At 72.9% G+C, this 25,761-nt stretch carries 28 protein-coding genes and 3 pseudogenes; 13 read left to right on the forward strand and 18 right to left on the reverse strand.

What is annotated here, in order from left to right; genetic code table 11:
- Window positions 1-51: 51 nt before the first annotated feature.
- Window positions 52-186: a hypothetical protein gene (locus ABEB06_RS03315; protein WP_345695247.1), complete on the forward strand. Its 135-nt coding sequence runs from the start codon at window positions 52-54 to the stop codon at window positions 184-186.
- Between the two features lie 69 nt (window positions 187-255).
- The gene (locus ABEB06_RS03320) at window positions 256-753 is read left to right on the forward strand and encodes a nuclear transport factor 2 family protein (protein WP_345695248.1); all 498 of its coding nucleotides are present in this window, start codon (window positions 256-258) and stop codon (window positions 751-753) included.
- 151 nt (window positions 754-904) lie between these two features.
- On the opposite strand, the gene ABEB06_RS03325 is transcribed toward ABEB06_RS03320, so the two are convergent.
- Window positions 905-1,546: a flavin reductase family protein gene (locus ABEB06_RS03325; RefSeq protein ID WP_345695249.1), complete on the reverse strand. Its 642-nt coding sequence runs from the start codon at window positions 1,544-1,546 to the stop codon at window positions 905-907.
- A 104-nt stretch (window positions 1,547-1,650) separates the two neighbouring features.
- Between ABEB06_RS03325 and ABEB06_RS03330 the strand changes: the two genes are divergently transcribed.
- The 4 genes and pseudogenes from ABEB06_RS03330 to gcvH all read left to right on the forward strand — a co-directional run bounded on the left by ABEB06_RS03330 (window position 1,651) and on the right by gcvH (window position 5,382).
- On the forward strand, window positions 1,651-2,337 hold the full coding sequence (locus tag ABEB06_RS03330; protein ID WP_345701723.1) for an ArsR/SmtB family transcription factor: 687 nt from the start codon (window positions 1,651-1,653) through the stop codon (window positions 2,335-2,337).
- A gap of 107 nt (window positions 2,338-2,444) precedes the next feature.
- Window positions 2,445-2,600, forward strand: a pseudogene (locus tag ABEB06_RS39250) (helix-turn-helix domain-containing protein); the annotation flags it as partial.
- A gap of 267 nt (window positions 2,601-2,867) precedes the next feature.
- Window positions 2,868-4,106 carry a serine/threonine-protein kinase gene (locus tag ABEB06_RS03335; RefSeq protein WP_345695250.1) on the forward strand — a complete coding sequence of 413 codons (1,239 nt, stop codon included), beginning with the start codon at window positions 2,868-2,870 and terminating at the stop codon, window positions 4,104-4,106.
- An 895-nt stretch (window positions 4,107-5,001) separates the two neighbouring features.
- A complete protein-coding gene (gcvH, locus tag ABEB06_RS03340; protein ID WP_345695251.1) occupies window positions 5,002-5,382 on the forward strand; it encodes a glycine cleavage system protein GcvH in 381 nt (126 codons plus the stop codon).
- 661 nt (window positions 5,383-6,043) lie between these two features.
- Here the strand turns inward: gcvH and ABEB06_RS03345 are convergent.
- Window positions 6,044-6,205, reverse strand: a complete 162-nt coding sequence (locus ABEB06_RS03345) for a hypothetical protein (RefSeq protein ID WP_345695252.1) — start codon at window positions 6,203-6,205, stop codon at window positions 6,044-6,046.
- A gap of 299 nt (window positions 6,206-6,504) precedes the next feature.
- On the opposite strand from ABEB06_RS03345, the gene ABEB06_RS03350 reads away from it, so the two are divergent.
- Window positions 6,505-6,681, forward strand: a complete 177-nt coding sequence (locus ABEB06_RS03350; protein ID WP_345695253.1) for a hypothetical protein — start codon at window positions 6,505-6,507, stop codon at window positions 6,679-6,681.
- Between the two features lie 69 nt (window positions 6,682-6,750).
- On the opposite strand, the gene ABEB06_RS03355 is transcribed toward ABEB06_RS03350, so the two are convergent.
- Window positions 6,751-7,239: a hypothetical protein gene (locus tag ABEB06_RS03355; protein ID WP_345695254.1), complete on the reverse strand. Its 489-nt coding sequence runs from the start codon at window positions 7,237-7,239 to the stop codon at window positions 6,751-6,753.
- Window positions 7,240-7,404: 165 nt separating this feature from the next.
- Between ABEB06_RS03355 and ABEB06_RS03360 the strand changes: the two genes are divergently transcribed.
- Complete coding sequence (locus tag ABEB06_RS03360; protein ID WP_345695255.1) at window positions 7,405-8,322, forward strand: DUF6891 domain-containing protein; 918 nt, start codon at window positions 7,405-7,407, stop codon at window positions 8,320-8,322.
- A gap of 563 nt (window positions 8,323-8,885) precedes the next feature.
- On the opposite strand, the gene ABEB06_RS03365 is transcribed toward ABEB06_RS03360, so the two are convergent.
- From ABEB06_RS03365 to ABEB06_RS03375, 3 genes are read right to left on the reverse strand one after another with little or no spacing between them, the layout of a single operon-like run.
- Window positions 8,886-10,994 carry a xanthine dehydrogenase family protein molybdopterin-binding subunit gene (locus ABEB06_RS03365; protein ID WP_345695256.1) on the reverse strand — a complete coding sequence of 703 codons (2,109 nt, stop codon included), beginning with the start codon at window positions 10,992-10,994 and terminating at the stop codon, window positions 8,886-8,888.
- A complete protein-coding gene (locus ABEB06_RS03370) occupies window positions 10,991-12,004 on the reverse strand; it encodes an FAD binding domain-containing protein (protein WP_345695257.1) in 1,014 nt (337 codons plus the stop codon). Before ABEB06_RS03370 ends, ABEB06_RS03365 begins: the two co-directional genes overlap by 4 nt.
- The gene (locus ABEB06_RS03375) at window positions 12,001-12,630 is read right to left on the reverse strand and encodes a (2Fe-2S)-binding protein (RefSeq protein WP_345695258.1); all 630 of its coding nucleotides are present in this window, start codon (window positions 12,628-12,630) and stop codon (window positions 12,001-12,003) included. Before ABEB06_RS03375 ends, ABEB06_RS03370 begins: the two co-directional genes overlap by 4 nt.
- 133 nt (window positions 12,631-12,763) lie before the next feature.
- On the opposite strand from ABEB06_RS03375, the gene ABEB06_RS03380 reads away from it, so the two are divergent.
- Entirely contained in the window at window positions 12,764-13,162 is a 399-nt protein-coding gene (locus ABEB06_RS03380) for a bleomycin resistance protein (protein WP_345695259.1), read from the forward strand.
- 87 nt (window positions 13,163-13,249) lie between these two features.
- On the opposite strand, the gene ABEB06_RS03385 is transcribed toward ABEB06_RS03380, so the two are convergent.
- Window positions 13,250-13,372 (reverse strand): hypothetical protein, encoded by a 123-nt coding sequence (locus ABEB06_RS03385; protein WP_345695260.1) that lies wholly within the window; start codon window positions 13,370-13,372, stop codon window positions 13,250-13,252.
- A 118-nt stretch (window positions 13,373-13,490) separates the two neighbouring features.
- Window positions 13,491-13,646, reverse strand: a pseudogene (locus tag ABEB06_RS03390) (IS5 family transposase); the annotation flags it as partial.
- A gap of 437 nt (window positions 13,647-14,083) precedes the next feature.
- Between ABEB06_RS03390 and ABEB06_RS03395 the strand changes: the two are divergent.
- The gene (locus ABEB06_RS03395; RefSeq protein ID WP_345695261.1) at window positions 14,084-15,187 is read left to right on the forward strand and encodes a M23 family metallopeptidase; all 1,104 of its coding nucleotides are present in this window, start codon (window positions 14,084-14,086) and stop codon (window positions 15,185-15,187) included.
- A 244-nt stretch (window positions 15,188-15,431) separates the two neighbouring features.
- Here the strand turns inward: ABEB06_RS03395 and ABEB06_RS03400 are convergent.
- Window positions 15,432-16,023, reverse strand: a pseudogene (locus ABEB06_RS03400) (DDE-type integrase/transposase/recombinase); the annotation flags it as partial.
- Window positions 16,024-16,108: 85 nt separating this feature from the next.
- Between ABEB06_RS03400 and ABEB06_RS03405 the strand changes: the two are divergent.
- Window positions 16,109-17,119: a quinone oxidoreductase family protein gene (locus ABEB06_RS03405; RefSeq protein WP_345695262.1), complete on the forward strand. Its 1,011-nt coding sequence runs from the start codon at window positions 16,109-16,111 to the stop codon at window positions 17,117-17,119.
- Window positions 17,120-17,174: 55 nt separating this feature from the next.
- On the opposite strand, the gene ABEB06_RS03410 is transcribed toward ABEB06_RS03405, so the two are convergent.
- Window positions 17,175-17,855 carry an alpha/beta hydrolase gene (locus ABEB06_RS03410; RefSeq protein WP_345695263.1) on the reverse strand — a complete coding sequence of 227 codons (681 nt, stop codon included), beginning with the start codon at window positions 17,853-17,855 and terminating at the stop codon, window positions 17,175-17,177.
- A gap of 237 nt (window positions 17,856-18,092) precedes the next feature.
- Window positions 18,093-18,479, reverse strand: a complete 387-nt coding sequence (locus tag ABEB06_RS03415) for a hypothetical protein (protein ID WP_345695264.1) — start codon at window positions 18,477-18,479, stop codon at window positions 18,093-18,095.
- 727 nt (window positions 18,480-19,206) lie between these two features.
- On the opposite strand from ABEB06_RS03415, the gene ABEB06_RS03420 reads away from it, so the two are divergent.
- Complete coding sequence (locus ABEB06_RS03420) at window positions 19,207-19,731, forward strand: peptidylprolyl isomerase (RefSeq protein ID WP_345695265.1); 525 nt, start codon at window positions 19,207-19,209, stop codon at window positions 19,729-19,731.
- Window positions 19,732-19,785: 54 nt separating this feature from the next.
- On the opposite strand, the gene ABEB06_RS03425 is transcribed toward ABEB06_RS03420, so the two are convergent.
- Window positions 19,786-20,376 carry a hypothetical protein gene (locus ABEB06_RS03425; RefSeq protein ID WP_345695266.1) on the reverse strand — a complete coding sequence of 197 codons (591 nt, stop codon included), beginning with the start codon at window positions 20,374-20,376 and terminating at the stop codon, window positions 19,786-19,788.
- A 141-nt stretch (window positions 20,377-20,517) separates the two neighbouring features.
- Here ABEB06_RS03425 and ABEB06_RS03430 point away from each other — a divergent pair, with 141 nt between their 5' ends.
- Window positions 20,518-20,928 (forward strand): tetratricopeptide repeat protein, encoded by a 411-nt coding sequence (locus ABEB06_RS03430; protein ID WP_345695267.1) that lies wholly within the window; start codon window positions 20,518-20,520, stop codon window positions 20,926-20,928.
- Window positions 20,929-21,010: 82 nt separating this feature from the next.
- Here ABEB06_RS03430 and ABEB06_RS03435 read toward each other — a convergent pair whose 3' ends face one another.
- From ABEB06_RS03435 to ABEB06_RS03460, 6 genes are all read right to left on the reverse strand, one after another.
- A complete protein-coding gene (locus ABEB06_RS03435) occupies window positions 21,011-22,234 on the reverse strand; it encodes a cytochrome P450 (protein WP_345695268.1) in 1,224 nt (407 codons plus the stop codon).
- Between the two features lie 37 nt (window positions 22,235-22,271).
- Window positions 22,272-22,469 (reverse strand): ferredoxin, encoded by a 198-nt coding sequence (locus tag ABEB06_RS03440; protein WP_345695269.1) that lies wholly within the window; start codon window positions 22,467-22,469, stop codon window positions 22,272-22,274.
- 485 nt (window positions 22,470-22,954) lie between these two features.
- Window positions 22,955-23,923: a hypothetical protein gene (locus ABEB06_RS03445; protein ID WP_345695270.1), complete on the reverse strand. Its 969-nt coding sequence runs from the start codon at window positions 23,921-23,923 to the stop codon at window positions 22,955-22,957.
- Between the two features lie 335 nt (window positions 23,924-24,258).
- On the reverse strand, window positions 24,259-24,756 hold the full coding sequence (locus tag ABEB06_RS03450; RefSeq protein ID WP_345695271.1) for a hypothetical protein: 498 nt from the start codon (window positions 24,754-24,756) through the stop codon (window positions 24,259-24,261).
- 40 nt (window positions 24,757-24,796) lie between these two features.
- A complete protein-coding gene (locus ABEB06_RS03455; RefSeq protein WP_345695272.1) occupies window positions 24,797-25,252 on the reverse strand; it encodes a thioredoxin family protein in 456 nt (151 codons plus the stop codon).
- Window positions 25,245-25,703, reverse strand: a complete 459-nt coding sequence (locus tag ABEB06_RS03460) for a DUF4395 domain-containing protein (protein ID WP_345695273.1) — start codon at window positions 25,701-25,703, stop codon at window positions 25,245-25,247. Before ABEB06_RS03460 ends, ABEB06_RS03455 begins: the two co-directional genes overlap by 8 nt.
- Between the last annotated feature and the right edge of the window lie 58 nt (window positions 25,704-25,761).

Consider the following 25,761-nt stretch of genomic DNA (forward strand, 5'->3'; position numbering starts at 1 on the left):
CGCTGCGCGGGCTCAGGCGCCGGCTGCGATCGATCCGGACTGGAACCCGGTGTGGCCGATCGGCGCCACCTCGCCGGCGCGGCCCTGCGCCTGGAGGGTGGGGCGCGGCTGGAGAACCCGCTACCCGGTGTCACCGGGCACGGCGACGACACCGGCCACCGGCCGGATCTCCCGCGCCGACCGTGATGGTGACCCTCAGGACGCGATGTCCGATTGTCGCCGGCGTCCTTCCCGTCGAATCGTCACCATGGGCTGATGACCGCAGAGAACACGATGGATTCGAGCCCGACCGCGGTATCGGTGACCGAACCGCGCAGAGATGTGCGCGCACGGGGCGACGCCTTGGCTGTGCTGCAGAAGTTCTACGCCGCCGAAGCGGCCTACATCGCCGCCGGAGGCATGGGCAAGGCCGGCTTCGACGAACTCGCCGGGTGTCTCCATCCTGAGGTGGTGATGTACCAGGCACCCGGGTTGCCCTACGGGGGCACTTGGCACGGGCCGCGCGGCATCGAGGAGTTCATGGCCGCGATGAGCGAGGCGTGGCAGTCGTTGGAGTTCTTGGAGCAGAGATTCGTGGTTGACGGAGACAGTGTCGTGGTACTGAACCGGGGCCGCCTGCAGGCCCGCGCCACCGGTCGGACCCTGGAAACTTCGGTCATGCAACTGATCACCGTCAAAGACGGACTCATTACCGAGATGCACCCGTTCTACTGGGACACCATCGCGGTCGCCGAAGCCTTGCACCGACAGTAGGAGCTCCCAGTAACAGGCAACCCGCCTGCATTTCGTGGTCATTCGTGCGGGAAGATCCTGGTATGCGCGGTGGGGATGGGCCGCCGGGTGATGGTCCGTGCTCGATCTTCTCGCTTGTCCCGTGGCTCTTCGCGGTGGACCACTGGCTTCGTCAGGCTGTCTGGGAGCGGAAGCTGTGGCCCAGTTCGGGGCCGAGTCCGTAGTAGTGGCGAAAGTTGTAGATCAGCGGGCTCCACGCGGCCGGGTCGATGTGCTGGGAACCGGAGACGACGATCCGGGGATCAGCGTGCACCTTGAGCACACGGGCTTCGACGATGAGGAACTCTCCGGAGACATCGGGCTGGGCCCGGGCGACACGGGCTTCCAACTGCATCGGGCATTCGGCGACGCGAGGCGGCCGCACCAGCTCGGAGGGCTGAGGCCGCAGGCCGGCGGCGGCGAACTTGTCGGGCTCGAAACGGAAGGAACCACGTTTGCCCACGGGTACCGGGGTGCGCCCGGTCAGCGGCGCCAATCGTTCCACCGCCGGCCACTGTGCGGGCGCGGGGAGGTTGACCACCAGATCACGGCGGCTGCGGAGATTGTGGGCGGTCTGTCCATCAGCGCCAAGACCGAGGACGATCACCTGGCCCAGGGCCCAGGCCGAGGACATCGGCGCAAGGTTGAAGGAGCCGTTCTCGTTCTCCGTGGAGAGCAGCACGACCGGCGTTCCGAAGTACAGGATGCTCGGCGTGACGGTCACGTGTTCGGACGACAGGTCGGTGGGCGCGCTGCTGGGCGTAGCGGTGTTCATGGGGCCGACCGTAGACCTGCGATTCTTCGGCGGCCGCCGAAGAATCGCAGGTGGACAATGGACAGCGATGAACAACCCATGACGCTCACGTCGAGGGCCCTGACCTGGCCGCACTGGCCGCACTGCTGGCCGACGGCACCCGGGCCGGCTTCTGCCTGGCCCTTCTGGACGGCCGTGCATGGACCGCGAGCGAGTTGGCGCGCCATGCCGGAGTGGCCGCCTCGACGGCGACCGGGCACTTGAACCTCCTGGTCAGCGGGGGGCTCCTCACGCAGGAGCGCCAAGGCCGCCATCGCTACGTCCGCCTGGCCGACCCCGACACGGCCGAACTGATCGAGAAGCTTGCTTCGATGGCGCCTCGGCGCGCCGATCCGCCCCGCTCGCTGCCCGCTGCCAACCGCAGCCGGGCGCTGGCCCGTGCCCGCACGTGCTACGACCATCTCGCCGGCGCTCTCGGGGTGGCGATCACCGAGGCGATGACCGATCGGGGGCTGCTGGACTGGGGGCAGGGGCTGACTCTCACCAGCGACGGGGCCGCCTGGCTCGCTGAACTCGGCATCGCACAACCGCCCGCCACCCGGCGCCCGCCGGTTCGCTCGTGCCTGGACTGGACCGAACGCCGCCCCCACCTGGCCGGCGCCGTCGGCGCCGCCCTGTGCCGTCACGCCTTCGACGCCGGCTGGATCACTCGGATCGGCACAAGCCGCGCCGTCGCTCTCACCGACACCGGCAAGCGCGCGCTCAAGGACCACCTCGGTCTGGCCGGCGAGACGCAGACTCCGGTCAGGTGAACACCAGCCCTCTGGGTCTGGCCCTACGGCTGTCCACGTCTCGGGCGACACGGTTGGTCTTCGTTGCTGACTTCAGCCCGTCGGGGTGAATCCGGGCGAAGTCCCTGATGGTCCTGAAGCGGCTGCGCCGGGAGTCGGTACGGGTGCGGGTGCGGGTGCGGGCGCGGGCAGCCGAGTTGTCCGAGCAGGAGGTCAAGCCGGCGGAGGTGGCCCGGCGCCTGCGGGTGAGTTCGAAGTCGGCTTGCCAGTGGCACCGGTCGTGGCGCGACGGCGGGACCGGGGCGCCTGTTTGTGGCGGGACTGATCGCCGTGCGGCCCGGCTCGCGCGCCCGGTGATCACGGCGGCGACGTGGATGTCCTTGTGGGCGTCGCCCCCAGGAACGCGCCGGCGGCCGGACGGGGTTCCGCGGATGAGGGGCGGCGTCAGCACACCCGGGAGCGTGTACCCGGGGATCGCGGGTAGGCGGCGGGACACACGCGTTCCAGCAGGGCGTGCGGCAACTGGCGACCTTCGACTTCCGGAGACTGGTATGACCGTGACCGCCGAGAGCAGCACGGCGACGATACTGTTCGCGCAGCGGTACCGAGTGTGTTCGGTGCTCGGCCGGGGCGGCGGGGCCGACGTCCTGCACGCCGTGGACGAGCGCTTGAAGCGTGAGGTGGCTCTCAAGGTCTTCCGACCCGGTGCGAGCGCGGACGCGGCCCGGCGCTTCGGCACGGAGGCGCGGCTGCTGGCCCGGCTCCGCCATCCGGGGCTGATCGAGGTCTACGACTACGGGGTCGTCGGCGAGCAGCCCTACCTCGCCCTGGAACTGGTGCCAGGTCCCACGCTGGCGGAGCTGCTGCGGTCCCACCCGATGCCGACCGATCAGGTCCGGCGGCTCGGACGTGATGTGGCCGAGGTGCTGGCGTTCGTACACTCCCACGGGGTCGTCCACCGGGACGTCAAACCGTCCAATGTCCTGATGGACGCTGACGGCCGGGTCAGGCTGGCCGACTTCGGTGCCGCCCGGCTCCTCGCCGAGGCCGCTGCCCCCGGTGACGAAGCACTCACCGGCACCGGCCTGATCATCGGCACCCCGGCCTACCTCGCTCCGGAACAGATCCGCGGCCAGGGCGCCCTGGCCGCCGCCGATGTGTACGCCCTGGGTCTGCTGCTGCTCGAGTGCCTGACCGGCATCCGCGAGTACACGGGGGCCCCGATAGAAGCAGCGGCGGCGCGCCTGCACCGCCCGCCCGCCATCCCCCGGTCCCTGCCCGCCGGCCTCGCGAGGACCCTGCGGCGGATGACCGACATGGATCCGGAACGCCGCCCGTCGGCGGCCGCCTGCGCCCGGCTCCTCACCGAGGAGGAACCGGGCGGACCTGCCGGGGTCGCCGCCGTCGTCCACCGGTCCCTGCGCAGGACGCGAACCGGTGCCATGCGGCCGGCGTACGCGAAACCGCTCCTGGCCGCGGCCTCGCTCGTCGTCCTCACTGGCCTGGGTGGCAGCGCCACCCTCGACGACAGCCCCACGGCGGTTCACCGCCCGGCGACCTCACCCGCCACGGCACCGACGGCGGCGGTGCCCTCCCCCGAGAGCCCTTCGGCGCCGAGCCCGCAGCAGACGGCCCCGCCGGCACCCCTCTCCCCCGCATCCGCTGACGAGCCCCGGACCGCGGCCCCTGCCCCGGCCCCCACGCCCCTCGGCCCGAATCACCCGGCCGGCAACGGCCGACACGGACCGAAGGGCCACCCGAACGGTCGGCACGGGAAGAGTCCGGAGTAGCACGCCACCCGGCCCACCGCCCCGTGCCGGGGCCGGCCCGCCCGGCCCGGACAACGAGCCTCCCGACCAGCAGATCGACACTGCGAACGAAGGGGCAACCCTGGGTGGCGCGCCGGGTTTCACGCACGTCGGACGGCCTGACACCACCTGACACCACCGTGTAGCCCCGGTCGCGAACCCTCACGGCCGCTCCGGTGTCGGGATGACCACTGCAGTGCAGACCCTCCGGTGCGCGCCCCGACCGGCGGTCACCTTCGCCGACGGCGGGGACGATACCGGCGTCCACGTGCCCGTCTTCGCCACCGCCGGCATCGGCGGCATCGGCGGGATGGGCGTGTACGCCGCGGTGTTTCTCGTACGCGTGGCCGTGTGGTGCTTCACGGGCAAGTCCTTCGCCACCCGCCCCGTCATCGCCGAGGCCCTCGCCCGCTGGGGTCACGTCCCGCTCCCCCGTGATCCTGATCGCCATCGGTCTGCTCATCCTCATCGAGGGCGGCGCCCGCAGCCTGTGATACGGCTGACGCGTCACCAGGCCAGTTCGGGTTCCGCCACGACACCGAGCAGTCACACCAACGCCTCACCCGACTCGGCATGCGATGGGGACGGGCAGGCGCTGGCTGCGCGTCGCCGACAGACCGGCGGGGCGCAGCCGGTCCGTCGCACGGCGACGCCACCGCGCTCGCAGCCGCGCCAGGGGGCGATGTCGCACCGCGAACCCGCTGGCCGGCAGCGGAGCCGGTACCTCGATGGCCCGATACCAGCTCGGGGCGGGGCGGCACCGGGCCGGCGAAGCTGACACCCCACGTTCACTCGTTGGGATGGCGGTCGCGCAGGAAGGCCGGGACCTGTAGCAGGCTCCTTACGCAATTGTCTTTCCACCAGCGAGGAGACCTCCATGCAATTCCCGTCGAACCTCAAGTACAGCAAGGACCACGAGTGGGTGCTGGTCACGGGGAACACCGCTCGCGTGGGCATCACTGAGTTCGCACAGAGAGAGCTCGGCGACATGGTCTTCGTCGACATCCCCACGATGGGAAAGCAGCTCGCCGCCGAAGAGGTCTTCGGAACCGTGGAGGCGGTCAAGACGGTGAGTGATCTCTTCATGCCGGTATCTGGAAAGATCACCGCCTTGAACACCGAGCTCGATGGCGAACCCGAACTGGTCAACCAGGACCCGTACGGCGACGGCTGGATGATTGAGCTCACCCTGACCGACACCGGCGAACTGGACAACCTGCTCACGGCCGAGCAGTACAAGGACCTCGTCGGGCAGTAGCCGCCTCCCCGGCCCTCCTGCGCAACACCCGCCCGAGGAGGGGCGGCCTTTCCCAGTCACGCCGACTGCCCAATGACGACCCCGCGCTGGTGGGTGCCGGCCACCGGGAAGCCGGTCCTGGCGTCCAGCTGTGGGGCTCCACGGGGAGCCGGACGTGCCGAGACCCTACCGGTATCCGCCTGCCTCGGGGCCGTCGTGCCGGCGCGCTCTCCACCCCGCTGCTGGGAGGGTGTGGCGACAGCACCCGGCGCCGGCGCGGCCCATGTCGCGCCGGCCGTCACCACCCCGCCGAAGGAGGCGTTCGACCGCCGCCTTCGGCCTGCCGAGTCAGGGTTGATCCTGTTCACCGAGCCGATCGGCGGCTGCACCGAGGACGTCGGCACCTCTGGCCGCCACCATGGCGGCGCCGCGCGGGGGTGTCGGCCACGGTCACCGTCCCGATCGTGGCCGCGTCGTGGACCACCTGGTCCCCGAACCTGTTCACCCTGACCGACGCCGGGCCCGGTGGGCGCATCCGCTGGGTGCACCGCACGGGTGAAGAGCCTCCGCCACGCGCCCTGCACACCAGCTCCCGCGGCGGAAGAACGATGGGAGGGGCAACGCTCCAGCCAATCCGGCAGGAGCAGCACTTCACCACGGGAGACCAACGTGATCGCGCGCATCATGGGCGAGGGCCATCCGGGGCGGAGACCAACGCAGCCACCAACTCCCGCCGGATCAGGGCGGGAAGCACCAGCGGGCCCAGCTCCTGCATCTTCCGGTCGCTGACACACTGCAGGCACTCCAGCCGGTCGGGGCCGGCCTTCTCCCACAGCTCCAGCACCGGGCCCTCCTTCCCGCCGCTCGAGCCCCGGCACGTCCAGCACGGGCCCAGTGCGGAGTTCGCCGCGCGGGCCGCCTCCAGCCGCGCCTGGGCCTCGGTCTCCCGTTTCGCCTAGCGCCGTTGCTGCTCCTTCTCGCGGCAGGACCAGCAGCGACCGCCGGACCCGCAGGCATCAGTTCCGCCAGCTACGCTCCTGGACAGCTTTCAGGGGCCCCCGACCATGGCAGCGGGCATGGTTGCCGCGGGCATGGCCCCGCATACGACCTCCAGCTGTCCGAACTAGCCCATACGATCACCCCGTGACCGGCCAATCGCCCCTCGCCCCGTTTCACCTTGACGAAACCGGCGAATCGGACCCTTCCCATTGCGTCTGTCTCTTCGACGGCGACGCCGACCTGCTGCACTCCGCGTTCCACGACCGCGAGCTCCTCAGCCGGTACATCGCGTCGGACGACCCGCACTTCCTGAGCCGGTAGGGCCCGTGAGCAGGGAAACTGACTACACCCTGAGCCGGATCGAGCCCGAACCCGCAGCGTGAGGGCGTCTCAGTGGTTACGCTGCCGGACGGCGAACGCGGTCGGCGGGATCCCCAGCGCATCCAGTCGGGACAGGAGCTCCACCTCCTGCTCCCGTGTCACGGCAATCCACAGAGAGGTGCCGGAGTCACCGGCGCCGAACACCAACCGATCCCCTCGCCGGCCTTCGGCATTGATCGCGTGGGGAGCCAAGTCCAACAACAGCTCGAACTGCGCGTCGTCGCGGACATCGATGTCGATGCCCATACCGGGATCGGCGCGCCGGGGGCGGGTGCCATGTGCCGCCGCCTCCCGGGCCAGGGACAGCACGCGTTCGTACGAGTGCACCACTGCGGGCGGCCAGGGATCGTCGCTGTAGGCGTCGACGTGGGCTGTGTCGATGCCGGAGCGCAGTACCCGAAGCGCCTCGCGATGAACAAGCACGACGTCCGCAGGACTCATGCCGTCCGCGAGTACGAGCTCGTGATCCGAGCCGCCATCTTGGTTGATCACACGCATGACCTTCCCACACGCAGTCCCCGCGTCCCCAGGTGAGGCCTGCCACCGCGACGTGATCTCTGTCCGATCAGTCCTGTTCTTGGTGCTTGTTCGAGCTGTCGCAGCAGCAGTTGCGTCGCGGTCCCGGGAAGGTCCGCAGTCAGAGGGCTGTGTCAGAGTCTGCGCATGCTCGAGATCGTGGTGAAGACGGAGAACCGGGAGCGGCACGTCCGCGTGTCCGCCGAGGAACTGGCTGGGCTGGTCCGGCGGATCGGTGGTGACGGTGACCGTTTCCTGGTGGTCCAGCGGATACCCGACCTGCCTGACGTCTTCGCCCAGGTCTGGCACCAGACCGGTGGCGGTTACACGCTGGAGTACCGCGACGGTGCCGCCGACCGGCACTTCCAGGCGATGGCCGACGGGCCCGAGGTGGTGATTGCGGCGATGACCGGCTGGGCCCGACAGGAGGCAGGGTGGGACGGCGGTCTGGTTTGGTCGCTGCTGGACATGGGCCCCGCCCGTGAGGTGCCGCCGCTCGACCTCGACGAAGGCGAGCGCGTGGAGTTGGAGGAGCGCGTCCGCGAGGTGCTGGCCGGCGGTTACGTCTCCCGCGCCGGGCTGGCCGAGCTTGCGGAGGAGTACCTGGTCACCCAGGACCGCCGGCCCGTCTCGCGCGAGCAGGCGCAGGCACTGGCCGACCGGTTGTGGCTGGAGCGGGTCGCGGAGCAGGCCGAATGGCAGGGCGAGACCGACCCCGAGCGGCTCACCCGAGCGTTCACCGCCTTGCGGGAGGCCGGTATCACCGCCCGCGAGAACTTCACCTGTTGCCGCAGCTGCGGCCAGGCCGAGATCGGCGCTGAAGGCGGGCCCGACGCCCGTGGTTTCGTCTACTTCCACACCCAGTGCACGGACTCCGCCGCGGCCGGCCACGGACTGATGCTGCTTTACGGCGGCTTCGACGGCTCGTCCGAAACCACGACCGCCATCGGCCACGAGGTCGTGGCTGCCCTCGAAGCAGTCGGCCTCCCTGCCGAGTGGGATCACGACCCCGGCCGGGCCATCACCGTCACCCCCTTGGACTGGCGCCGCCGCCTGGTCGGCTAGGGACCCGCATCGACAAGCAGCCGTGCCTCCGCGGCGTTGCGGACGAAGAGTCGCTTGCCCCATAGAGCCCGGCGCCTTACTGCGAGCGACGGGCAGGGCCGAATAACCCGAACCCATGGGGACGCCGGCCTGGGAGGCGGGCCTCCTTCCCGTAGGCGTCCTGAGGGGAGAGATCGCCGGTCTCGGTCTCGGCGTGGGTGGTCGGTTGTCTGCAGGCCGCTGCGATCACTGCTCCGTCGAGGTCGCTGAGCTGCCGGGGGGACAGCGTGCTCGACCAGACCGCGGTCATCGCCCGGAAGGGACAGGGTGGCCGCGGTGGTGGCGGGGCGCATCGCAGATCCGGCACTGCGCGTCCTGCGCCCGCCGACGGTCCGTCGCCCAGCTGTCAGGCAGGTGGCTCTGTTCACGAGATCGGGTACTGGCTCGATCTCGTGAACAGAGCCACCGGGGCGAGGCCATCACGCGGTGCACCACCCGGACCGGTCGCGTTGCGGACGCGGACGCACCGCATCACCCCAGTTCAAACCCATGCGGACGTTCCAGCGCTCGGAGTCAGGAGCTCCTCACGGCCCGGGCCGCTGCTCCAGAGCGTGCAGGACCTTGTCCAGCGTGATCGGTAGGTTCCGCACGCGCACCCCGCAGGCGTGCCACACCGCGTTCGACACCGCGGCGGCCGTGCCGACGATGCCGATCTCCCCGATGCCCTTGGACCCCATGGCGTTGACGTGGGGGTCGTGCTCGGGCAGCCAGTGCGCCTCGATCCCGTCGACGTCCGCGTTGGCCGCGATGTGGTAGTCGGCGAAGTCGTGGTTGACGACGTGACCGGTGCGGGGGTCGAGGACGCTCTGCTCGTGCAGGGCCATCGACAGTCCCATCGTCATCCCGCCGACGAACTGGGAGCGCGCCGTGCGCGGGTTGATGATCCGGCCCGCGGCGAACACGCCCAGCAGGCGCGCCACCCGCACCTCGCCCGTGTCGATGTGGACGCGCGCCTCGGCGAACTGCGCCCCGAAGGCGTGCATCGCGTAGCGGTCGTCGGCCGGACCGACGGCGCCGGAGGCCTCGGCCCCGTCCGGCGGCTCGGCCCCGTGCTCCGCCCGGAAGGCGCGGGCGGCCTCGACGACGGCCGAGCCCCAGGTCGTCATGCCCGAGGAGCCCCCGGCCACCGACGCCACCGGGTGGTCGGTGTCGCCGATCCGCACCTCCACGCGGTCCACCGGCACGCCCAGCGCGTCCGCCGCGATCTGCGCCAGGGTGGTCCACGTGCCGGTGCCAAGGTCGGCCGCCCCGATCTCGGCGACGTAGCGTCCGCCCTCCCGCCGGATCGTCGCCGTCGACTTCGTCATGCGGTTGACCGGGTAGGTGGAGGCCGCGACGCCCGTACCGACCAGCCAGTCGCCGCGGCGGCGCACCCCGGGCCGCGGATCGCGCCGCGCCCAGTCGAAGCGCGCCGCGCCCTCGCGCAGGCAGCCGACGAGGTCGCGGCTGGAGAAGGGCTTGCCGGAGCCGGGTTCGACGGCGGGCTCGTTGCGGATCCGCAGCTCGACCGGGTCCAGTCCCAGGCGCTCGGCCAGCTCGTCCATCGCCACCTCCGGGCCGAACATGCCGGGGCACTCGCCCGGTGCGCGCATCCAGGAGGGCACCGGGACGTCGAGCGCGGCGAGCCGGTGCGTGGTCCGCCGGTTCGCCGCGGCGTACATCATCCGCGCGGGCACCCCGGTCTGCTCGGCGAACTCCTTGATGCGCGAGGTCTGTTCGACGACGTCGACCGCGAGCGCGGTGAGCCTGCCGTCCCGGTCGGCACCGAGGCGGCACCGCTGGACGGTCGGCGTGCGGTAGCCGGCGAGGGCGAACATCTGCTGCCGGGTCAGCGCGATCCGCACCGGCCGGCCGGGCACCGCGCGCGCCGCCATCGCGGCGAGCACCACGTTGACGTGCGGCTGCCCCTTGGAGCCGAACCCGCCGCCCACGTACGGGCAGACCACCCGCACCCGCGCCTCGTCCAGACCAAACAGTGGCGCCAGGACGGCACGCGTCGGGTGGACGCCCTGGGTGGAGTCCCACAGGGTGAGGAATCCGTCACCCGCCGGGTCCCACAGGGCCGCCGTGGTGTGCGGCTCCATCGGGTTGTTGTGGTACATCGCGGTGGTGTACGTCTCGTCGACGGTCACCGCTGCGGCCGCCAGCGCGGCGTCGACGTCGCCCTCGGAGGTGTCGGCGGGAAAGTCCGGGTTCACCTTCTCGGGCGCGTACAGGTCGTCGCGGTCGGCCCGCAGCTCGACGTCGTGCGCCTGCGGTGCGTAGCCGACCCGGACGAGAGCGGCCGCGTGCCGCGCCACCTCGGAGCTGTCGGCGACGACCAGGGCCACGACCTGGCCCCGGAAGGCGATCTCCTCGTCCTGCAGGACCGCCAGCTCGCGGTCCTCGGTGGAGGCCAGGCGTTCGGCGGTCGCGGGGGTGAGCACCGCGACCACACCGTCGAGTGCCTCGGCGGCGGTGGTGTCGAGCGCGGTGACGCGACCTCGCGCGATCGTGGCCTGGACGGCGTGCAGGTACGCGGCGTCCGCCAACGGGGCGTCACCGGCGTAGCCGGCGGTACCCAGCACCTTGACCGGCCCGTCCCGGCGGGGCAGATCGCGGCCGACGGCGTCCGGCTCGCTCGGGAACGTCATCGGGACCCCTCTCCTGCCAGGCCGCGCAGGGTGGCGGCGAGGGTTCGGCGCAGCAACGGGATCTTGAACGCGTTGCCGCCGTCCAGCCCCTCGGCCGGCCGGGCACCGGCCAGTTCCGCGTCCGCGGCGTCCCGGTAGCTCCGCTCCGAGGCCGGGGCGCCCCGCAGCGCCTCCTCGGCCCGGTACGCGCGCCACGGTGCGTGCGCGACGCCGCCGAACGCGACCCGCGCGTCCACGATCACGCCGTCCTCGACGTCGAGCGCCGCGGCGACACTGACCAGCGCGAAGGCGTAGGACGCGCGGTCGCGCACCTTGCGGTAGGCCGAGCGGCGGGCGATCGGCGCGGCCGGCAGGTCGATCGCGGTGATCAGCTCACCGTGCTCCAGGACGGTGTCGCGCTCGGGTGCGCCGCCGGGCAGCCGGTGCAGCCCCACGAAGGGGACGGTGCGCTCCCCGGCCGGACCGAGCACCCGCACCCGCGCGTCGAGCGCCGCCATGGCCACCGCCATGTCGGACGGGTGGACCGCGATGCAGTGCTCGGAGGCGCCGAGGACCGCGTGGTGCCGGGTCCACCCGCCGATCGCGGAACAGCCGGAGCCGGGTTCCCGCTTGTTGCAAGGGGTGGTGACGTCCTGGAAGTAGGCGCAGCGCGTCCGCTGCAGCGGGTTGCCGCCGACGGTGGCCATGTTGCGCAGCTGCCCCGACGCCCCCGACAGCAGTGCCTGCGACAGCACCGGGAAGCGCTCGCGCACCCGCCGGTCCGCGGCGAGCTCGCTGTTGCTTACCCCCGCGCCGATCCGCAGACCGCCGCCGTCGAGCTCGTCGAGCTCCTCGACCTCGGCGGGCAGGACACCGGCGAGGCCGACCACCAGCTCGGGCGCCACGACGCCCAGCTTGAGGTGGTCCACCAGGTTCGTCCCGCCGCCGAGGAACACCGCGCCCGGATTCCCGGCCACGCTGCGCACGGCGGCCGCGGCGTCGACGGGGCTGAGGTAGTCGAACGGCTTCACCCCGCCACCTCCGTATCGGTCTCCCGGGGGCCGCCCGGCCGGGAGGTGACCGCCCGCGCGGCCGGGGAGGCCCCGGCCGCCTGCCGGACGGCGGTCACGATGTTGGCGTAGGCCCCGCAACGGCACAGGTTGCCGCTCATCCGCTCGGCCACCTCGGCCCGGTCCAGCCGTGGCGTCCCCGGACCCTCGGTCACCGCGCTCGGCCAGCCCCTGGCGAACTCGTCGAGCGCCCCGACCGCCGAGACGACCTGCCCCGGGGTGCAGAAGCCGCACTGGAGTGCGTCGCAGTCGACGAAGGCCCGCTGCACCGGGTGCAGGCCGCCGTCGGCGCCCGGTGGTCCATCGCCGGCGGCGCCCGGTGGTCCATCGCCGGCGGCCGCCCCGGCGGCGAGCCCTGCGGCGGTGACGACCTCGGCGCCGTCCTGGGAGACCGCGAGCGTCAGGCAGCTGAGCACGCGCCGGGCCCCGGACAACACCGTGCACGCGCCGCACTGCCCGTGGTCGCACCCCTTCTTGGGGCTGGTCACCCCGAGCCGCTCGCGTAGGGCGTCCAGCAGCGTCGTGCGCGTGTCGACGGTCAGCCGACGCGCGACCCCGTCGACCCGTACGGTGATGTCCCTCTGCATCGCACGAGCGTCCCCGCCCTGGACGACGCCCACACGCCGCACGGCCCGGCGTCACACCCGTGGCGGTGGGCCGCGCCCCGGAGACGCGCGCCCGGCACGGCCCGGTGTCAGGGGGACGCCCTACGGTGGCGCCGTGGACGAGTACGGGAAACGCGTCGAGTATGCGGTACCGGTCCTGCCGAGCCGGGACCTGGACGAGACCTCGGATTTCTACTCCCGCCTGGGCTTCGAGCCGCGCGGGCGCTGGGACGGGGAGGACAGCTACCTGATCGTCGTCCGGGGCACGGTCGAACTGCACTTCCGGTACGACCCCGCGGTGGACCCGTTGACCACGGCCGGCAGCTGCTACCTGCAGGTCCGGGACGCGGACGCGCTGCACGGGGACTGGGCGCGGCTCGGCGTGCCCATCGACCCGGCCACCGGCAGTCGGCTGATGCCACCCGCCGACACCGGTCACCGGATGCGGGAGTTCGCGCTGGTCGACCGCAGCGGCAACCTGTTGCGGATCGGCAGCCCGTCCGGGCGGCGCTGAGCACCGACGCCCTCCGGAGGCGGGGCGGCCCAGCCGCCTGCCCGTCCGGTCCGCGCGACCGGACGGCGTGTGAGCCACCGCGGCCGGTCACGGCTCGCGGACGCACTCGATCAGGTAGTCGCCGGTGGCCGGGCCGATCGTGACACCGTGGGTCGCGCCGTGGAACCCGTGGAACCGCCGGTCGAACCCCTCGATGCCACCAGGCAGCACAGCAGCGGACCGCCGGGCGCGTCGGCGTCCGGCCCGTCCTCGCCCGGCATCGGCACCGGGATCCCGGGCGGCGTCACTGCGACCATCGCGGCGGCCACCCGGCCGGCGGCCCGTGCCAGACGTAGAGGATTGCGTCGAGGAGGTCGCGCAGGTCGTGTTCGGGCGGTCGGCCGAATGCGAGGGCCCGTTCGGTTCGGGCCTGGCGCCAGGCGGTGGGGGCGGGCTCGACGAGGGCCCAGCGGGCATCGGACAGGTCGCTCGGATAGCGAAACACCCAGGTTCGACTGTCCCCACCCGAGTTCCAGGGTCCTTTGGGCCCCGCCCGTACCCGTGGTTCCGACATGACGTCAGATGGCGCAGTGGCGCCTTTGGTCCAGTTGGCGGCGCAGACCGGCGTGCGGCTGGACGGGTGTAGTTCGACGCCTCGTCCTGGTGGCCTCCGTCCGAAGCGGTGCGCCTGCGGGTTGCATGGGCCTGCGTCTCGGCGCGGGGCGTGCCGGTGTCCTTCACGGCCCCGGACCCGACGGATGAAAGAGCACCATGGCAGAGCACGACCCTCGTAACCGCACCGGTCGCGTCCCTCTACTTCGCGGGCTCGCCGCAGCCGCGCTCGCGGTCGGCACGCTGGTGGCCTCAGCGGGACCCGGATACGGGACCGGCGCGGCCGCTCTGGCGCCCGGCACGCAGTTCACGCCCCTGACGGCGGCGGTGATGACCGAACCGGCACCGTTCGACGCCACGGACGGCAAGACGCACCTCTCGTACGAACTGCTCACCACGAGCGCACTGTCCAGCAGCGCGCCGGTGCGGCTCGACCGTGTCGACGTCGAGGACGCCGGCACCCACCAGGTGATCGGCTCGCTGAGCGGGCAGGCGTTGGCCGAGGCCGCCAATCCGGTGGGCAACCCCCTGCCCGGTGCGGACGCGTACACCCCACCGCCCCCGGCGCCGACGCCGACCGTCATCCAGGGCTCCCAGCAGTGGATCATCTGGCTCGACCTGACCCTCGACCAGGGCCGAACGGTGCCCGAGGTCCTCGAACACCATTTCTCGGGTGCCATCCTGACCGCCTCCGGCCCCTCCGCGTTCGAGGAGACGGTGCAGGCCACCCCGACCGCCCGCACCGCGCCGTTGAACCTGAGCCCGCCGGTCCTCCCCGGCGCCTGGTACGCCAGCGAGTCGTGCTGCGGCAACACCCACCACCGGCGCGGTCTCGCCCCGGTCAACGGCCGCTTCGGCGTGCCGCAGCGCTTCGCGATCGACTGGTACCGGGTCGGCGAGCAAGGGCAGGCCTGGGAAGGCGACCCCACCCAGCTCACCAGCTACCTGAGCTACCGCCAGCCGGTCGCGGCCGCGGCCCGCGGCCGGGTGGTGGAGGTCCAGGACGGGGTCCCGGACAACCCGCCGCCCCACACGCCGCCCATCCCGCCGATCGAGGACACCGTCGGCAACCACATCACCCTGGAAGTCGCACCGGGCCGCTACCTGCTCTACGCCCACCTGCAGCCAGGCTCGCTCAACGTCCGGGAGGGCGACTGCGTCGAACCCGGCCAGATCCTCGCGCTGATCGGCAACAGCGGCAACTCCACCACCCCGCACCTGCACTTCCAGGTGATGACCACGGCCGAGTTCTTCCCGACCGACAGCCCGCCGTTCACCTTCCAGCAGTTCCGCGTCCTCGGACAGGTCGAACCCCGGATCTGGGACGACAACTTGGGCCTGCAACCGACCGGCGTCCTGCCGATCACGCCCTCACCGTACGAGGGCCCTCACCGTGCGCAGTATCCGCTCGACCGCGAGGTGCTGGAGTTCTGACCCGACGCCGGCACGTCCCCCGGGCGGGCGCCGACACCACGGCGCCCGCCCGGACGCGTCCCGTCGGGACGCACCGGCGCGGACACTGCGCACCACACGCCATCGGCCACCGCACCCGTTCGTCACACCCACCACTCCGTGGCGAGGAAGATCGCAGATCCTTCGGCGCCGGCTGCGGCGAAGGCGGCTTCTGCGGCGGCGAGGCGGATGCGCGAGTGCGCCCCGCCCGGACGGGCTGGCTGTTCTGGCCCGTCAGGTTGGGGACGCGGCTTGCGGGGGGTGCCTGCGAGTGCGGTGTGTCCGCGGTGGTGACTGCAGGAGTGGAGCCGGCCGGGGAACGCTTCACGGCGTTCGATGTCTGACCGGTAGGAGCCGGCGCAGGCCCATTCGTCGAGCAGGGTGCGGTTGAAGCGTTCGACCTTGCCGTTGGTCCGGGGCCGGTGGGGCCGGGTTCGTTCGTGGGTGATCCCGGCCGCCGCCAGGCTGTGGTGCCAGTCGCGTGAGCGGTAGCAGGAGCCGTTGTCGGCCAGAACCCGTTCGACGGTGGTCCCAGCGTCCGTGAAGAAGGCGCGGGCCCGTTGCCGGAAGGCGACGGCGGTCTCCTTCTTCTCGTCCGCGTGGATCTCGCTGCAGGCGGGGCGGGAGCGGTCGTCGACGGCGGTGTGCGGGTAGCTGTAGCCGACGTTCCTGCGGGTCTTGCGGCCCGCTTGCCGGCCAGGGACCTTGTGTCCGCCGCCGTCGGGGATGCTGCCGGGCTTCTTGATGTCGACGTGCCCGAGCTCGCCGGGTCTCTCGCGTTCGTAGCGACGTATGACGTGCCCGGTCGCGCGGTCGAGGTGGGTCGGGCGGGCCGGTCTGCTGGTCGGGAATCGGATCGCCATCAACGGGGTTGGAGGGGGCTGAGCCGTTGTCGGAGGGGTCATGCGAGCGATTCAGGTGTACGGAGTGGGCGGTCCCGAGGTGCTGCAGGAGGCCGAGGTGGACCAGCCGCGGCCGGGTCCGGGCGAGGCGGTCGTGGAGGTCGCCGCGTCCGGGGTCAACTTCCTCGACGTGTACCACCGCGAAGGCCGCTACGGCCTCCCGCTGCCCTTCACCCCGGGTGCTGAGGGCGCCGGCACGGTCGTCGAAGTCGGCCCCGGCGTCACCGACGTCGCGGTGGGGGACCGGGTCGGTTGGGTGGAGATTCCCGGCACGTATGCCGAGCGGGCCGTCGTGGACTCCTCCCGGCTGGTGCCGCTGCCCGACGACATCGGCTTCGAGACGGCAGCCGCCGTGCTCCTCCAAGGCATGACCGCGCACTATCTCGTCAAGGACGCCTACCCGGTCCAGGGAGGTGACACGGTACTCGTGCATGCGGCTGCCGGTGGCATGGGGCTGCTTCTGACCCAGCTCATCACCCGTCTCGGCGGCAGGGTGATCGGCACGACGTCGACCACGGCGAAGGCCGAGCTGGCGAAGCGCGCCGGGGCCGCCGAGGTGATCCTCTCCTCCGCGGTCGACGATCTCGCAGCCGAGGTGAGGCGGCTCAACGGCGGTCAGGGGCTGCCGGTCGTCTTCGACGGCGTCGGCGCGCACACCTTCGATGCGAGCCTCGCCAGCCTGCGAGCCCGCGGCCATCTCGTGCTCTTCGGTGCGGCAAGTGGTGCCGTGCCGCCGTTCGATCCGATCCGGCTCGCCCACGGCGGTTCGCTGACCCTGATCCGGCCCAGCCTCGGGGACTTCATCGCCGATCGGTCCGAACTGCTCCGACGGGCCGCCGATGTGTTCGAGTGGGTGCGCTCCAAGGCCCTTGAGGTCACCGTAACGGGCCGCTACGCCTTGTCCGAGGCCGCCCAGGCCCACCGCGATTTGGAGGCTCGGCGTACCACCGGCAAGCTGCTCGTCGTACCCGGTGCGGCCGCTCTTGGACGCCGCGAGGAGACGCGGAGCTGATCGCGGGTGGCCAGTGGGGCTGGGGCTGGGGCTGGGGCTGGGGCTGGGGCGGCCGTCAGGCCCCCGTGCGGTACGCCTCCAGCCGGTCGGCGAGCTCCGCGGGGTGTCCGAGCATGAGGCAGTGGTCGCCCGGCAGTTCGTCGGGCGTGATCCCCAGGCGGTCCCGGACGATGCGGCGCATGTACGCGGCGGGGAAGAAGCGGTCGTCCCGGGCCAGCAGGAACTTCGTGGGCACGTCCGGCCACGCGGCCAGCGGCCACGGTTCCGCGAACGGGGTGGCCGACTGCCCACGCGTGTGCCGCTGCGCCTCCGCGACCAGGTCCGGCGGGGTGTCGTTGAAGAACAGGTCGGTGTCGTCGTCGCCCGGGGCCCGGCCGTCGCGCTCGTCCTGCTCGCGCCGGGCCTGCTCGTAGCCGGTGTCGGCCGTCCACTGGGCCGGGCTCTCGCCCGGTGCCGGGATCTGCGCCTGCACCAGCACCAGCAGGTCCACCGGAACCCGGTCGCACACCAGCGGCGCGGTGAACCCGCCGAAGGAGTGCGCCACCAGGACCACGCCGGTGCGGCCGCCGATCGCGTCGACCACGGTGTCGGCGTACTCGGCCAGCCCGGCCGAGTCGTCCTCGCACGGCAGGTCCACCGCCACCACGTCGTGGCCGCGCCGTCGCAGCTCGGCCCCCACCAGGTGCCAGTACCACGGGCCCGCCGCGGCACCGGGAATCAGCACGTACGTGGCCATGGTCACCAACACCTCTCACCGGGCGGACGGAAGCGTCCACCTGCCGTGCCACCCTGGCACACCGCCGGCCGGGTCAGCCGCTGTTCGGGGCCTGCCGGGGTGCGCGCAGGAGGCAGCCGAGGGCGGCGGCGAGCACGATGACGGTGACGACGGCCAGGGAGGCGGACAGGCCGCTGAGGAAGGCGTCCTCGCCGGCCTGGGTGAGAGCCTGGCCCTGGGGCCCGCCTGGTGGGCGGCCTACAGGCCGGCGGCCTGCGGCCTGGTGCGCCGGGCGAGGACGGGCACGGCCGCCAGGAGCGCCGTCGCCACAGCGAGCAGAGTGATCCCCTGCCTGAGGTCCTCGCGGTCCATGTCCGGCACACCCGGAGGCACCCACCCGGCCGGATCCACCAGGACGTCGAGTGTCCGGCCGACATCCGACCGGCCGTGGCAGCCCGAGCTTCCGTCGAGGAAGGCGTGCGGCAGGGGCAGCCCGTCCGTCCGGCGCAGATCGCACGTCCAGCTGACCCGGTCGTTCTTGCCCTTCGAGCTGTGGGCGGCGGTCACCACGACAGGGGTGTGCACTCCGCTCAGGACCAGCACCTCGGACTGGATCGCCGGACCGACCCCGATCAGGAGTGCCATCCCCGGCAGGGCCATCAGAAGGACCGGCCATGTGCTTGTCCGAGGCAGGAGCGCCAGTGCACCGCCGAGGCAGAACACCAGGACCCCCGCGATCAGGCTCACCACGGTGTAGTCCGGATTGCTCCCGAGTGCCCCCAGGCCGATCAGCGCGAGCGGGGTGACGACGGCACTGGTGACGCCGAGGCGTCTGACCCGCGGGGGCGGCGTGCGGGTGGCGGCTCGCTTTTCGCCGTCCCCCGCCCCTGCGGCTTCCCGGCCGTCCGACTGCACGGGAGCCGGTCCACCAGCAGATGTGTTGCCCATTCCCACTCCCTGTCGACGATCGGGACAGTCTGGCGGACACCCGCGCCCCGACCTCGGGCGGGGTATCAGGTGGCCGCGCGCAGGACCCGGGACAGGCCGAGGGCCGCCGTCCTTCCGGCCGGAGCGCAGTCGGGCACCGGCGACACCGTCCTCCTCACCACCCGCAGCGCGTCGGGGGCCGCCTCCACCCCCGCGCCGCCGCCCCCGCCCCGTCGGGCGGCGCAGGCTCCAGCGCCGGCAGCAGCCCGGGCACCTCGGTGTCGCCCCGCCCCCGCCGGACCAGTGCCGCCCACGCGCCCGCCGCTCCCCCGGCCGACGACAACCGGGCCATCCGTACGGGTGAGAGACCGTGTCACAGACCGGCGTTGCACGCGTCGGGCGGGGAGACTGGCCGCACCAATCGGACGCACACCGAAGGATCGTGATGGCGGAGGAACTGTACGCGACGCTGAAGACCAATCGGGGTGACATCGCGGTCCGGCTGCTGCCGAACCACGCCCCGAAGACCGTCAAGAACTTCGTGGAACTCGCCACGGGCGAGCGGCAGTGGATCGACCCGAACACCGGACAGCCCAGCAACGAGCCGCTGTACGACGGCACGGTCTTCCACCGGGTCATCTCGGGCTTCATGATCCAGGGCGGCGACCCCCTGGGCAACGGCACCGGCGGGCCCGGCTACAAGTTCGCCGACGAGTTCCACCCGGACCTGGCGTTCACCAAGCCCTACCTGCTGGCCATGGCGAACTCCGGGCCGGGCACCAACGGCTCCCAGTTCTTCATCACGGTCGGGCCGACCACCTGGCTCACCGGCAAGCACACCATCTTCGGCGAAGTCGTCGACGAGGCCAGCCAGCGGGTCGTCGACACCATCGTCGATGTGGAGACCGGCCGCAACGACCGGCCGCTGGAGGACGTGGTGATCGAGAAGGTCGTCATCGAGACCCGCTGATCGCCGGACCCGGCACGGCGCCCGGCCTCTGGTCCTGCGCCGTGCCGGGGGGCGCTACTGCCGGCGGACAGGCAGTCCGTCCGCGCCGCGGACCTCGATGCGCAGGCCGAACTCGTCGCGCAGCGCCGCCGCCTGGCCGGGGGTGGCCAGCAGGTAGTAGTCGTCGGCACAGGCGCCGTCGCCGGGGACGCAGTGGAAGACCCGCGGGTCGCCGCCGCCCGGGAGGAGGTCCGAGATGCCCTCGTGGACGGCCCCCAGGTCGAGGTAGTCGTCGGACTCCTGCTCGATCTGCCAGGACTTGGCCTCGCCGTTGACCTTGAAGTCGAGGTCCCGCAGCGAGCCGATCTCGCCGACCAGTGCCACGTCCGTGACGGCGACCGCGCCGCCGATGATCCGCTCCGCGTCCTCGAGGATGCCGGCGTAGGCGCCCTCGGCGAAGTCGACGTCCTCGCCGTGGACCTGCAGGGCCACGCCGCAGTCCTCGAACACCGCGGCCAGTTCGTCGGTGCGCCGCTCCGGGCGGGGCTCGCTCCAGTCGGCGGTGTACGCGCACACCTCCTCCGCCTTCCGGCGGGTGATCATGCCGAGCTCGTGCAGCCGGGCAGCCAGGCGCTGGTAGGTGTTCATCCCCGTGTTCTCGATCATGCAGCGGATTCTGACATGCCGTCACGACAGCGGGGCAGCGGGGCAGTGGTCGAGCCGAACACCCGAACCAGTCAGTCCGTTGATCTACGCTCCGTCAGGAAGCCTGTTTTGCCCCTGTGCTCGACCCGAGGGGAGACAAGGATGAGTGCGGAGATCGTCCGGTTGGTGGAGCAGGCCGGTCCGTACCCGACCGCTGCGGTACGGGCCTACGGCGGGGCCGTCCTGGCCCGGGCGGGGAATTCCGCCGCGGACGCCACGTCCGACCTCGGCCGCCGCGTCCTCCAAGCCGTCGCGCGCCGGCGCTCCGACCCCAAGCAGGCCTCGCTGGCGGCAGCGGTCCAGGACGTCGCGGAGGACCCCGACACCCTGGCCGCCCGCAACAACCTCGCGCTCGCCCACCAGACGGCGGGCGAACCGGACCGCGCCGTCCCCCTGTTCGAGGCCGCCCTCCGCCAGTGCCTGCGGATCCTCGGCGACACCCACCCGACCACGCTGGCCGTCCGGTCCGACCTGGCCGTCGCCCGCGACGCGGCGGGCGGCCCGGACCGGTGAAGCCCGGCGCCCCGACGCTGGACCGGGTGGTCGGCCCGGCTGCCGGGTCGGCCACCGGGCAGACGCACCGCGGACCCGGGCCCTACCAGGCCACCGGCAGCTCGTGCACCCCGTACACGACCATGTCGGTCCGGTAGCGGATCGACTCGTACGGCACGGCGAGCCGCAGCTCGGGCAGCCGCCGGAAGAGGGTCTGCAGGGCGATCTGCAACTCGGCGCGGGCGAGCGGCTGGCCGAGGCACTGGTGGACACCGAAGCCGAAGGCGAAGTGGCGGCGGGCGTCGCGGCCGATGTCGAGCCGGTCGCCGCCGGGGAACACCTCGGGGTCGCGGTTGGCCGTCGAGACCATGCAGAGCACCCCTTCGCCGGCCCGGACCGGGGTGCCGTCCAGGTCGACGTCCTCGACGGCGACGCGCGGCACGCCGAGGTGGACGATGCTCAGCCAGCGCAGCAGTTCCTCGACGGCGCCCTTGGCGATGCCGGGTTCGGCGCGCAGCCGGGCGGCCTGCTCGGGGTTGCGGAGCAGGGCGAGGGTGCCGAGGGCGGTCATGTTGGCGGTGGTCTCGTGGCCCGCGACCAGCAGCAGCAGGCCCATGGCGGCGGCCTCTTCGAGGGTGGTGTCGGGGCGGGCGGCGAGGCGCCCGAGCACGCTCTCGTCGGGGTGGCTGCGCTTGCGGCCGGTCAGCTCGCGCAGGTAGTCGGTCAGTTCGCGCTGGGCGACGCCGACGGCCTCGGCGGGGGCGGCGAGGTCGAGCAGCGAGGTGCTGCGGCTCTGGAAGAACGCGTGGTCCTCGTACGGGACGCCGAGCAGGTGGCAGATGACCAGCGACGGCACCGGCAGGGCGAAGGCGCTGACCAGGTCGGCGGGCGAGCCGTCGGCGGTCATCCGGTCGAGGGTGTCGTCGACGATCCGCTGGATCTCGGGGCGCATGGCCTCGATCCGTTTGACGATGAAGTCTCCGGTGAGCATCCGGCGTTGGCGGGCGTGTTCGGCGCCGTCGAGGCGCAGGAAGGTGGGGGTGGTCCGGGTGACCAGTTCGCGGCGGCCGGGCGAGAGGAACGGGAAGCCCGGGTGGCGGGCGTCGGCCGAGAAGCGCTCGTCGGCGAGGACGGCCCGGACCTGGGCGTGGCCGGTGACCAGCCACAGCGAGCTGCCGTCCCACAGTCCGGCGCGGGTGACGGGCGCGGTGTGCAGGGCCTGGTCGTAGGCGGGCGGGGGGTCGAAGGGGCAGCCGCCGTCACGCGCGGCGGGGACGGCCAGGTCGGCGGGGTCGCTCGGGACGGCACGGTGTGCGGCGGTGGTCATTCCGGTCCTTCCGGTCCTGTCGCAGGGGGCTGCTTGGTCACACGTCGTGCACGGTGATGGCGTTGCCGGGGCACAGGGCTGCGGCGAGCCGGACGGAGGCGTGCTGCTCCGGCGTCGGGCTGGGCAGGAGCAGGCGGACCAGGCCGTCGTCGTCGGACTGGTCGAAGACCTCGGGCGCGGTCAGGACGCACTGTCCCGAGCCGCAGCAGCGGTCCTGGTCGACGGTCACCTTCATCGAGCACCTCCGGCGGGGGCGGACACGGTCGGCTGGGGTCGGGAGCACCCGCCGCTGGGGCGCGGGCACTCGGCCGACGTCGAAACGGTTGCCTGAGTCAACCGATAGCACGCCAACCAACGCCCTGCGTACCCACGCGGCCGACTCACCCACCACCTGGCGTCAGGTGTCCGGATCCGCGCACCCACTTTCGGCCGTCCCCGGACCGACCGCCCCGCCGGCTCCCGCTGCCGGGACCGCTCCGGGCAGCGGTGCGGCATTCCCGCGCGGGAGAGTCCCCTGGTCAGAGGCAAGGACGACGATCCGAACACGCTCACGCCCGGTCAGCCGGCCCGCCCACCGGGGCACCGCGCCCCTGCGGCCGGGCGGTCCTGCCGGCTTCCGCAGGGATGGATCCGGCCACCGGGCGCCGGTTCCACCGCACCGGGCGGATCACCCGCGCCCACCCGAGGCGGCCGCCGCGGCAGTCGTCCGCGACCCGGCGGTCAGAGGCGCGTCCAGGTGAGGTGGGGATGCGCGGGATCGTCCGAGCAGACGAAGATCTGGACCGCCGACCCCTCGCAGACGCCGAACCCGGTCGGCGCGTTCAGCCGCACCCGGCCCGGCCGGTCCTCGACGGGCTGCCAGGTCGGGTTCTCCGGATCCCACTCGCCGTACGTCGCGGCCAGCAGCAGGGTCAGGGCCGCCCCGCACGCGCACCGGGTCGGCGGCGGGCCCGCCTCGTGGTCGTGCGGGAAGCCACCCGCCTTCCAGCCGGGGGCCACCCCGAGCGCGGCCCGGTACCGTTCCGCCTCCCCTCCGGTCAGGCGTCCGGAGACCGCCTTCGGCAGCGCCGGGAGATCGGGGTACTCGATGACCTGCTCGGGGTGCAGGACGCACGGCCCGGCGAACGCCGATCCCGGCCCGGCGACCTCCGGCCGGGGTGCCGGCGCGAGGACGTCACCGACCTCCCCGCTGCGCCGCCAGTACAGCCGGGGCTCCAGCTCCAGTCGGTTCGGCCCGTGGAGGTAGAACGGGCACCAGAGCACCTGGAGCAGGTCGCAGCCGTCGGGCCCGGGCGCCAGGTCGGGCACGTCCCGGCGGTACAACTGGGCGACCGCCAGCAGCGGGAGGGGGTCGGTGTCGGCGAGGTCGGGGCGGTGCAGCGCCCGCGGCACCGGGTGGAACGGGATCAGCCGGCCCTCGGGCGAGATGCGCACCCGGCGCGGACCGTACAGCTCGGCGTGCCGCTGCTCGACGTCGCGCAGGAGGTAGCCCTCACCCCGCGGGTGCGGTTCGGTGCACGTGGGCCACGGCTCGTCCTGCGGCCACAGCAGCGGCCCGCCGATCGAACTGTCCCCGACGCCGGGCGCACCGTGACGCGGGTGCAGCCGGGTGGTGGTACGGCCGTGGCCGACCAGCTCCGGCAGGACCGTGACCGGGTCCTGCGGACGCGGTGGCGTCGTACGGCTCATCCCGGTCTCCCCCTCCGGCCGGCAGCGCTCCACTGCAACGGGGCGGCGTCGACGGATCCGGCCCGGCCCCGGCCGGCCGCCGGGCGGTGCCGCGACCGCCGTCGCGCCGTTGGCGCCGAGCAGGCCGGGACGCCCGCACGGCGCGTGGGGGCTGCGGCGGGCGTCCCGGAGTTCGGATGGATGGACTCCGATGCGCCCGGCCCCGTCTTCCCCGGCCTGGGGCTGCGGGCCGGTCGCGCCAGTGACGATGCCGCCTCGCGCGACGGTCGTCAAGGAGAACGGCAGAACAGCCTGAAACTTTCAGCAATTTTACACATCATGCTCCCGACAAGTCCTCAACTGCCGGACCGGGACCGGAGATAGCCGGGCAGATGGCCGTCGCAGCAGGCCCACTGCGCACCGCGCGCGTCCACGACGGCGTACTTGGGCTTCTCCCCGCACGGGTTGAGCCTGTCACCGCCCCAGGTGCACCGCAGCCTGCTCTCCTTGCCGGAGATGCCCGCGCGGTGGTGGTCGTCGAGGTCGGCCGCGGCGGGCCACCGCCCGGTCAGCCGACCGACCCTGCGGACCTCGCCGGCCCCGAAGGCATCGCCCACCCCGGCGGGCGTGAGGCCGGCGGCCTCGCCGAGGGCCTGCGGGGTGCGCGGGCGCGGGGTGGCGAAGATCCGGCCGTACGCCAGCAGCAGCCGGACCCGCTCGTCGGCGGCCCCGTGGACCGCGGCGAGGTCCCCGAGCGCGGCGAGGAGCGGGTCCCGGCCCGCCGTCCCGGCCCCCTCGGGCGGCAGCGGCGAGCAGATGGCGCGGAGGTCGTCCAGCAGTTCCTGCGAAGTCATGGCTGGAAGCCTGCAGATGATTCCGCGTCAGGACAAGGGCTCAGCCGCGACTCGGCGCCCCCGCGGTCTCCGACACGGTGGCGGCCTCGATCCCGGCGAGGATCTCCGCGCGGCGCTGCGGCCCGGAGGCGCGGCGGACGATCCGGCCGTCGCGGTCGAGCACCAGGACGGTCGGCGAGCGCAGGAGCCCCAGGCGGGCGACCAGGTCGGGCCGCGCCTCGGCGTCGACCTCCACGTGGGTGACGCCCGCCGTCGTCGCCGCGAGGCCGCCGAGGAGCCGGCGCGCCGCGTCGCAGGAGGAGCAGTAGGTGGTGGAGAACTGCACCAGCGTCGCCCGTTCGCCGACCCGCTGCCCCAGCTCGGCCGAGGTCAGGCGCAGCCCCGCGTCGGCGCTCCGCACCCGCAGCCGGCCGTCGCGCGCCGTGCGGACCGCGCCGAAGACGGCCGCCGCGACGAGGACGGCCGCGCAGATCACCAGCCCGGTCGGGTCAACCACGGGCCGGCTCCGCCCCGCGCAGCCGGGTCGCGAGCAGGTAGACCTCGCAGCCCAGGCAGTAGCCGAACGCCGCGTTGAGGAAGGCCGCGGCGAGCGCGGCGCCGGTGGCGGCGAGGCCGAGCCAGGCCGGTCCGACCAGGTAGCCGACCGTGCCGAGCAGGCCGAACGCGAGGCCGACGGCCTGCGCGAAGCGCGGCGGGCGCTCGTCCTCCAGCTCGGCGGGCGGGCCGAGGCGCGGCCGGACGAGGGTGCGGAAGAGCACGCCGTACGGGGAGCGGCGCAGGCCGAGGAGGGCGCCGGTCGCGAAGACGGCGGTCTGGGCGGCGAGCAGCCAGCCGCTGCCGGTGACCAGGGTCGCGGCCAGGACGACGGTGGTGAGGGTGGCGGCGAAGCGCGGTCCGCGGGGGTCGATCAGGGCAGCGGAAGGGGCGCCGACGGGGGCGTGGGACATGGGGGCTCCGGGGAGAAGGGCAGGACGGGGTCGCGGCGTGGTCAGGGACGACGACACG

This window comes from Kitasatospora terrestris (assembly GCF_039542905.1).
Taxonomy (GTDB): domain Bacteria; phylum Actinomycetota; class Actinomycetes; order Streptomycetales; family Streptomycetaceae; genus Kitasatospora; species Kitasatospora terrestris.

Bases quoted from the DNA above. Each gene is read 5' to 3' on its own strand.
- ABEB06_RS03320 (WP_345695248.1), top strand. From the start codon at position 256: ATGACCGCAGAGAACACGATGGATTCGAGCCCGACCGCGGTATCGGTG.
- ABEB06_RS03325 (WP_345695249.1), bottom strand. From the start codon at position 1,546: ATGAACACCGCTACGCCCAGCAGCGCGCCCACCGACCTGTCGTCCGAA.
- ABEB06_RS03335 (WP_345695250.1), top strand. From the start codon at position 2,868: ATGACCGTGACCGCCGAGAGCAGCACGGCGACGATACTGTTCGCGCAG.
- gcvH (WP_345695251.1), top strand. From the start codon at position 5,002: ATGCAATTCCCGTCGAACCTCAAGTACAGCAAGGACCACGAGTGGGTG.
- ABEB06_RS03355 (WP_345695254.1), bottom strand. From the start codon at position 7,239: ATGCGTGTGATCAACCAAGATGGCGGCTCGGATCACGAGCTCGTACTC.
- ABEB06_RS03360 (WP_345695255.1), top strand. From the start codon at position 7,405: ATGCTCGAGATCGTGGTGAAGACGGAGAACCGGGAGCGGCACGTCCGC.
- ABEB06_RS03365 (WP_345695256.1), bottom strand. From the start codon at position 10,994: ATGACGTTCCCGAGCGAGCCGGACGCCGTCGGCCGCGATCTGCCCCGC.
- ABEB06_RS03375 (WP_345695258.1), bottom strand. From the start codon at position 12,630: ATGCAGAGGGACATCACCGTACGGGTCGACGGGGTCGCGCGTCGGCTG.
- ABEB06_RS03395 (WP_345695261.1), top strand. From the start codon at position 14,084: ATGACCGAACCGGCACCGTTCGACGCCACGGACGGCAAGACGCACCTC.
- ABEB06_RS03405 (WP_345695262.1), top strand. From the start codon at position 16,109: ATGCGAGCGATTCAGGTGTACGGAGTGGGCGGTCCCGAGGTGCTGCAG.
- ABEB06_RS03410 (WP_345695263.1), bottom strand. From the start codon at position 17,855: ATGGCCACGTACGTGCTGATTCCCGGTGCCGCGGCGGGCCCGTGGTAC.
- ABEB06_RS03415 (WP_345695264.1), bottom strand. From the start codon at position 18,479: ATGGCACTCCTGATCGGGGTCGGTCCGGCGATCCAGTCCGAGGTGCTG.
- ABEB06_RS03420 (WP_345695265.1), top strand. From the start codon at position 19,207: ATGGCGGAGGAACTGTACGCGACGCTGAAGACCAATCGGGGTGACATC.
- ABEB06_RS03425 (WP_345695266.1), bottom strand. From the start codon at position 20,376: ATGATCGAGAACACGGGGATGAACACCTACCAGCGCCTGGCTGCCCGG.
- ABEB06_RS03430 (WP_345695267.1), top strand. From the start codon at position 20,518: ATGAGTGCGGAGATCGTCCGGTTGGTGGAGCAGGCCGGTCCGTACCCG.
- ABEB06_RS03435 (WP_345695268.1), bottom strand. From the start codon at position 22,234: ATGACCACCGCCGCACACCGTGCCGTCCCGAGCGACCCCGCCGACCTG.
- ABEB06_RS03440 (WP_345695269.1), bottom strand. From the start codon at position 22,469: ATGAAGGTGACCGTCGACCAGGACCGCTGCTGCGGCTCGGGACAGTGC.
- ABEB06_RS03445 (WP_345695270.1), bottom strand. From the start codon at position 23,923: ATGAGCCGTACGACGCCACCGCGTCCGCAGGACCCGGTCACGGTCCTG.
- ABEB06_RS03450 (WP_345695271.1), bottom strand. From the start codon at position 24,756: ATGACTTCGCAGGAACTGCTGGACGACCTCCGCGCCATCTGCTCGCCG.
- ABEB06_RS03460 (WP_345695273.1), bottom strand. From the start codon at position 25,703: ATGTCCCACGCCCCCGTCGGCGCCCCTTCCGCTGCCCTGATCGACCCC.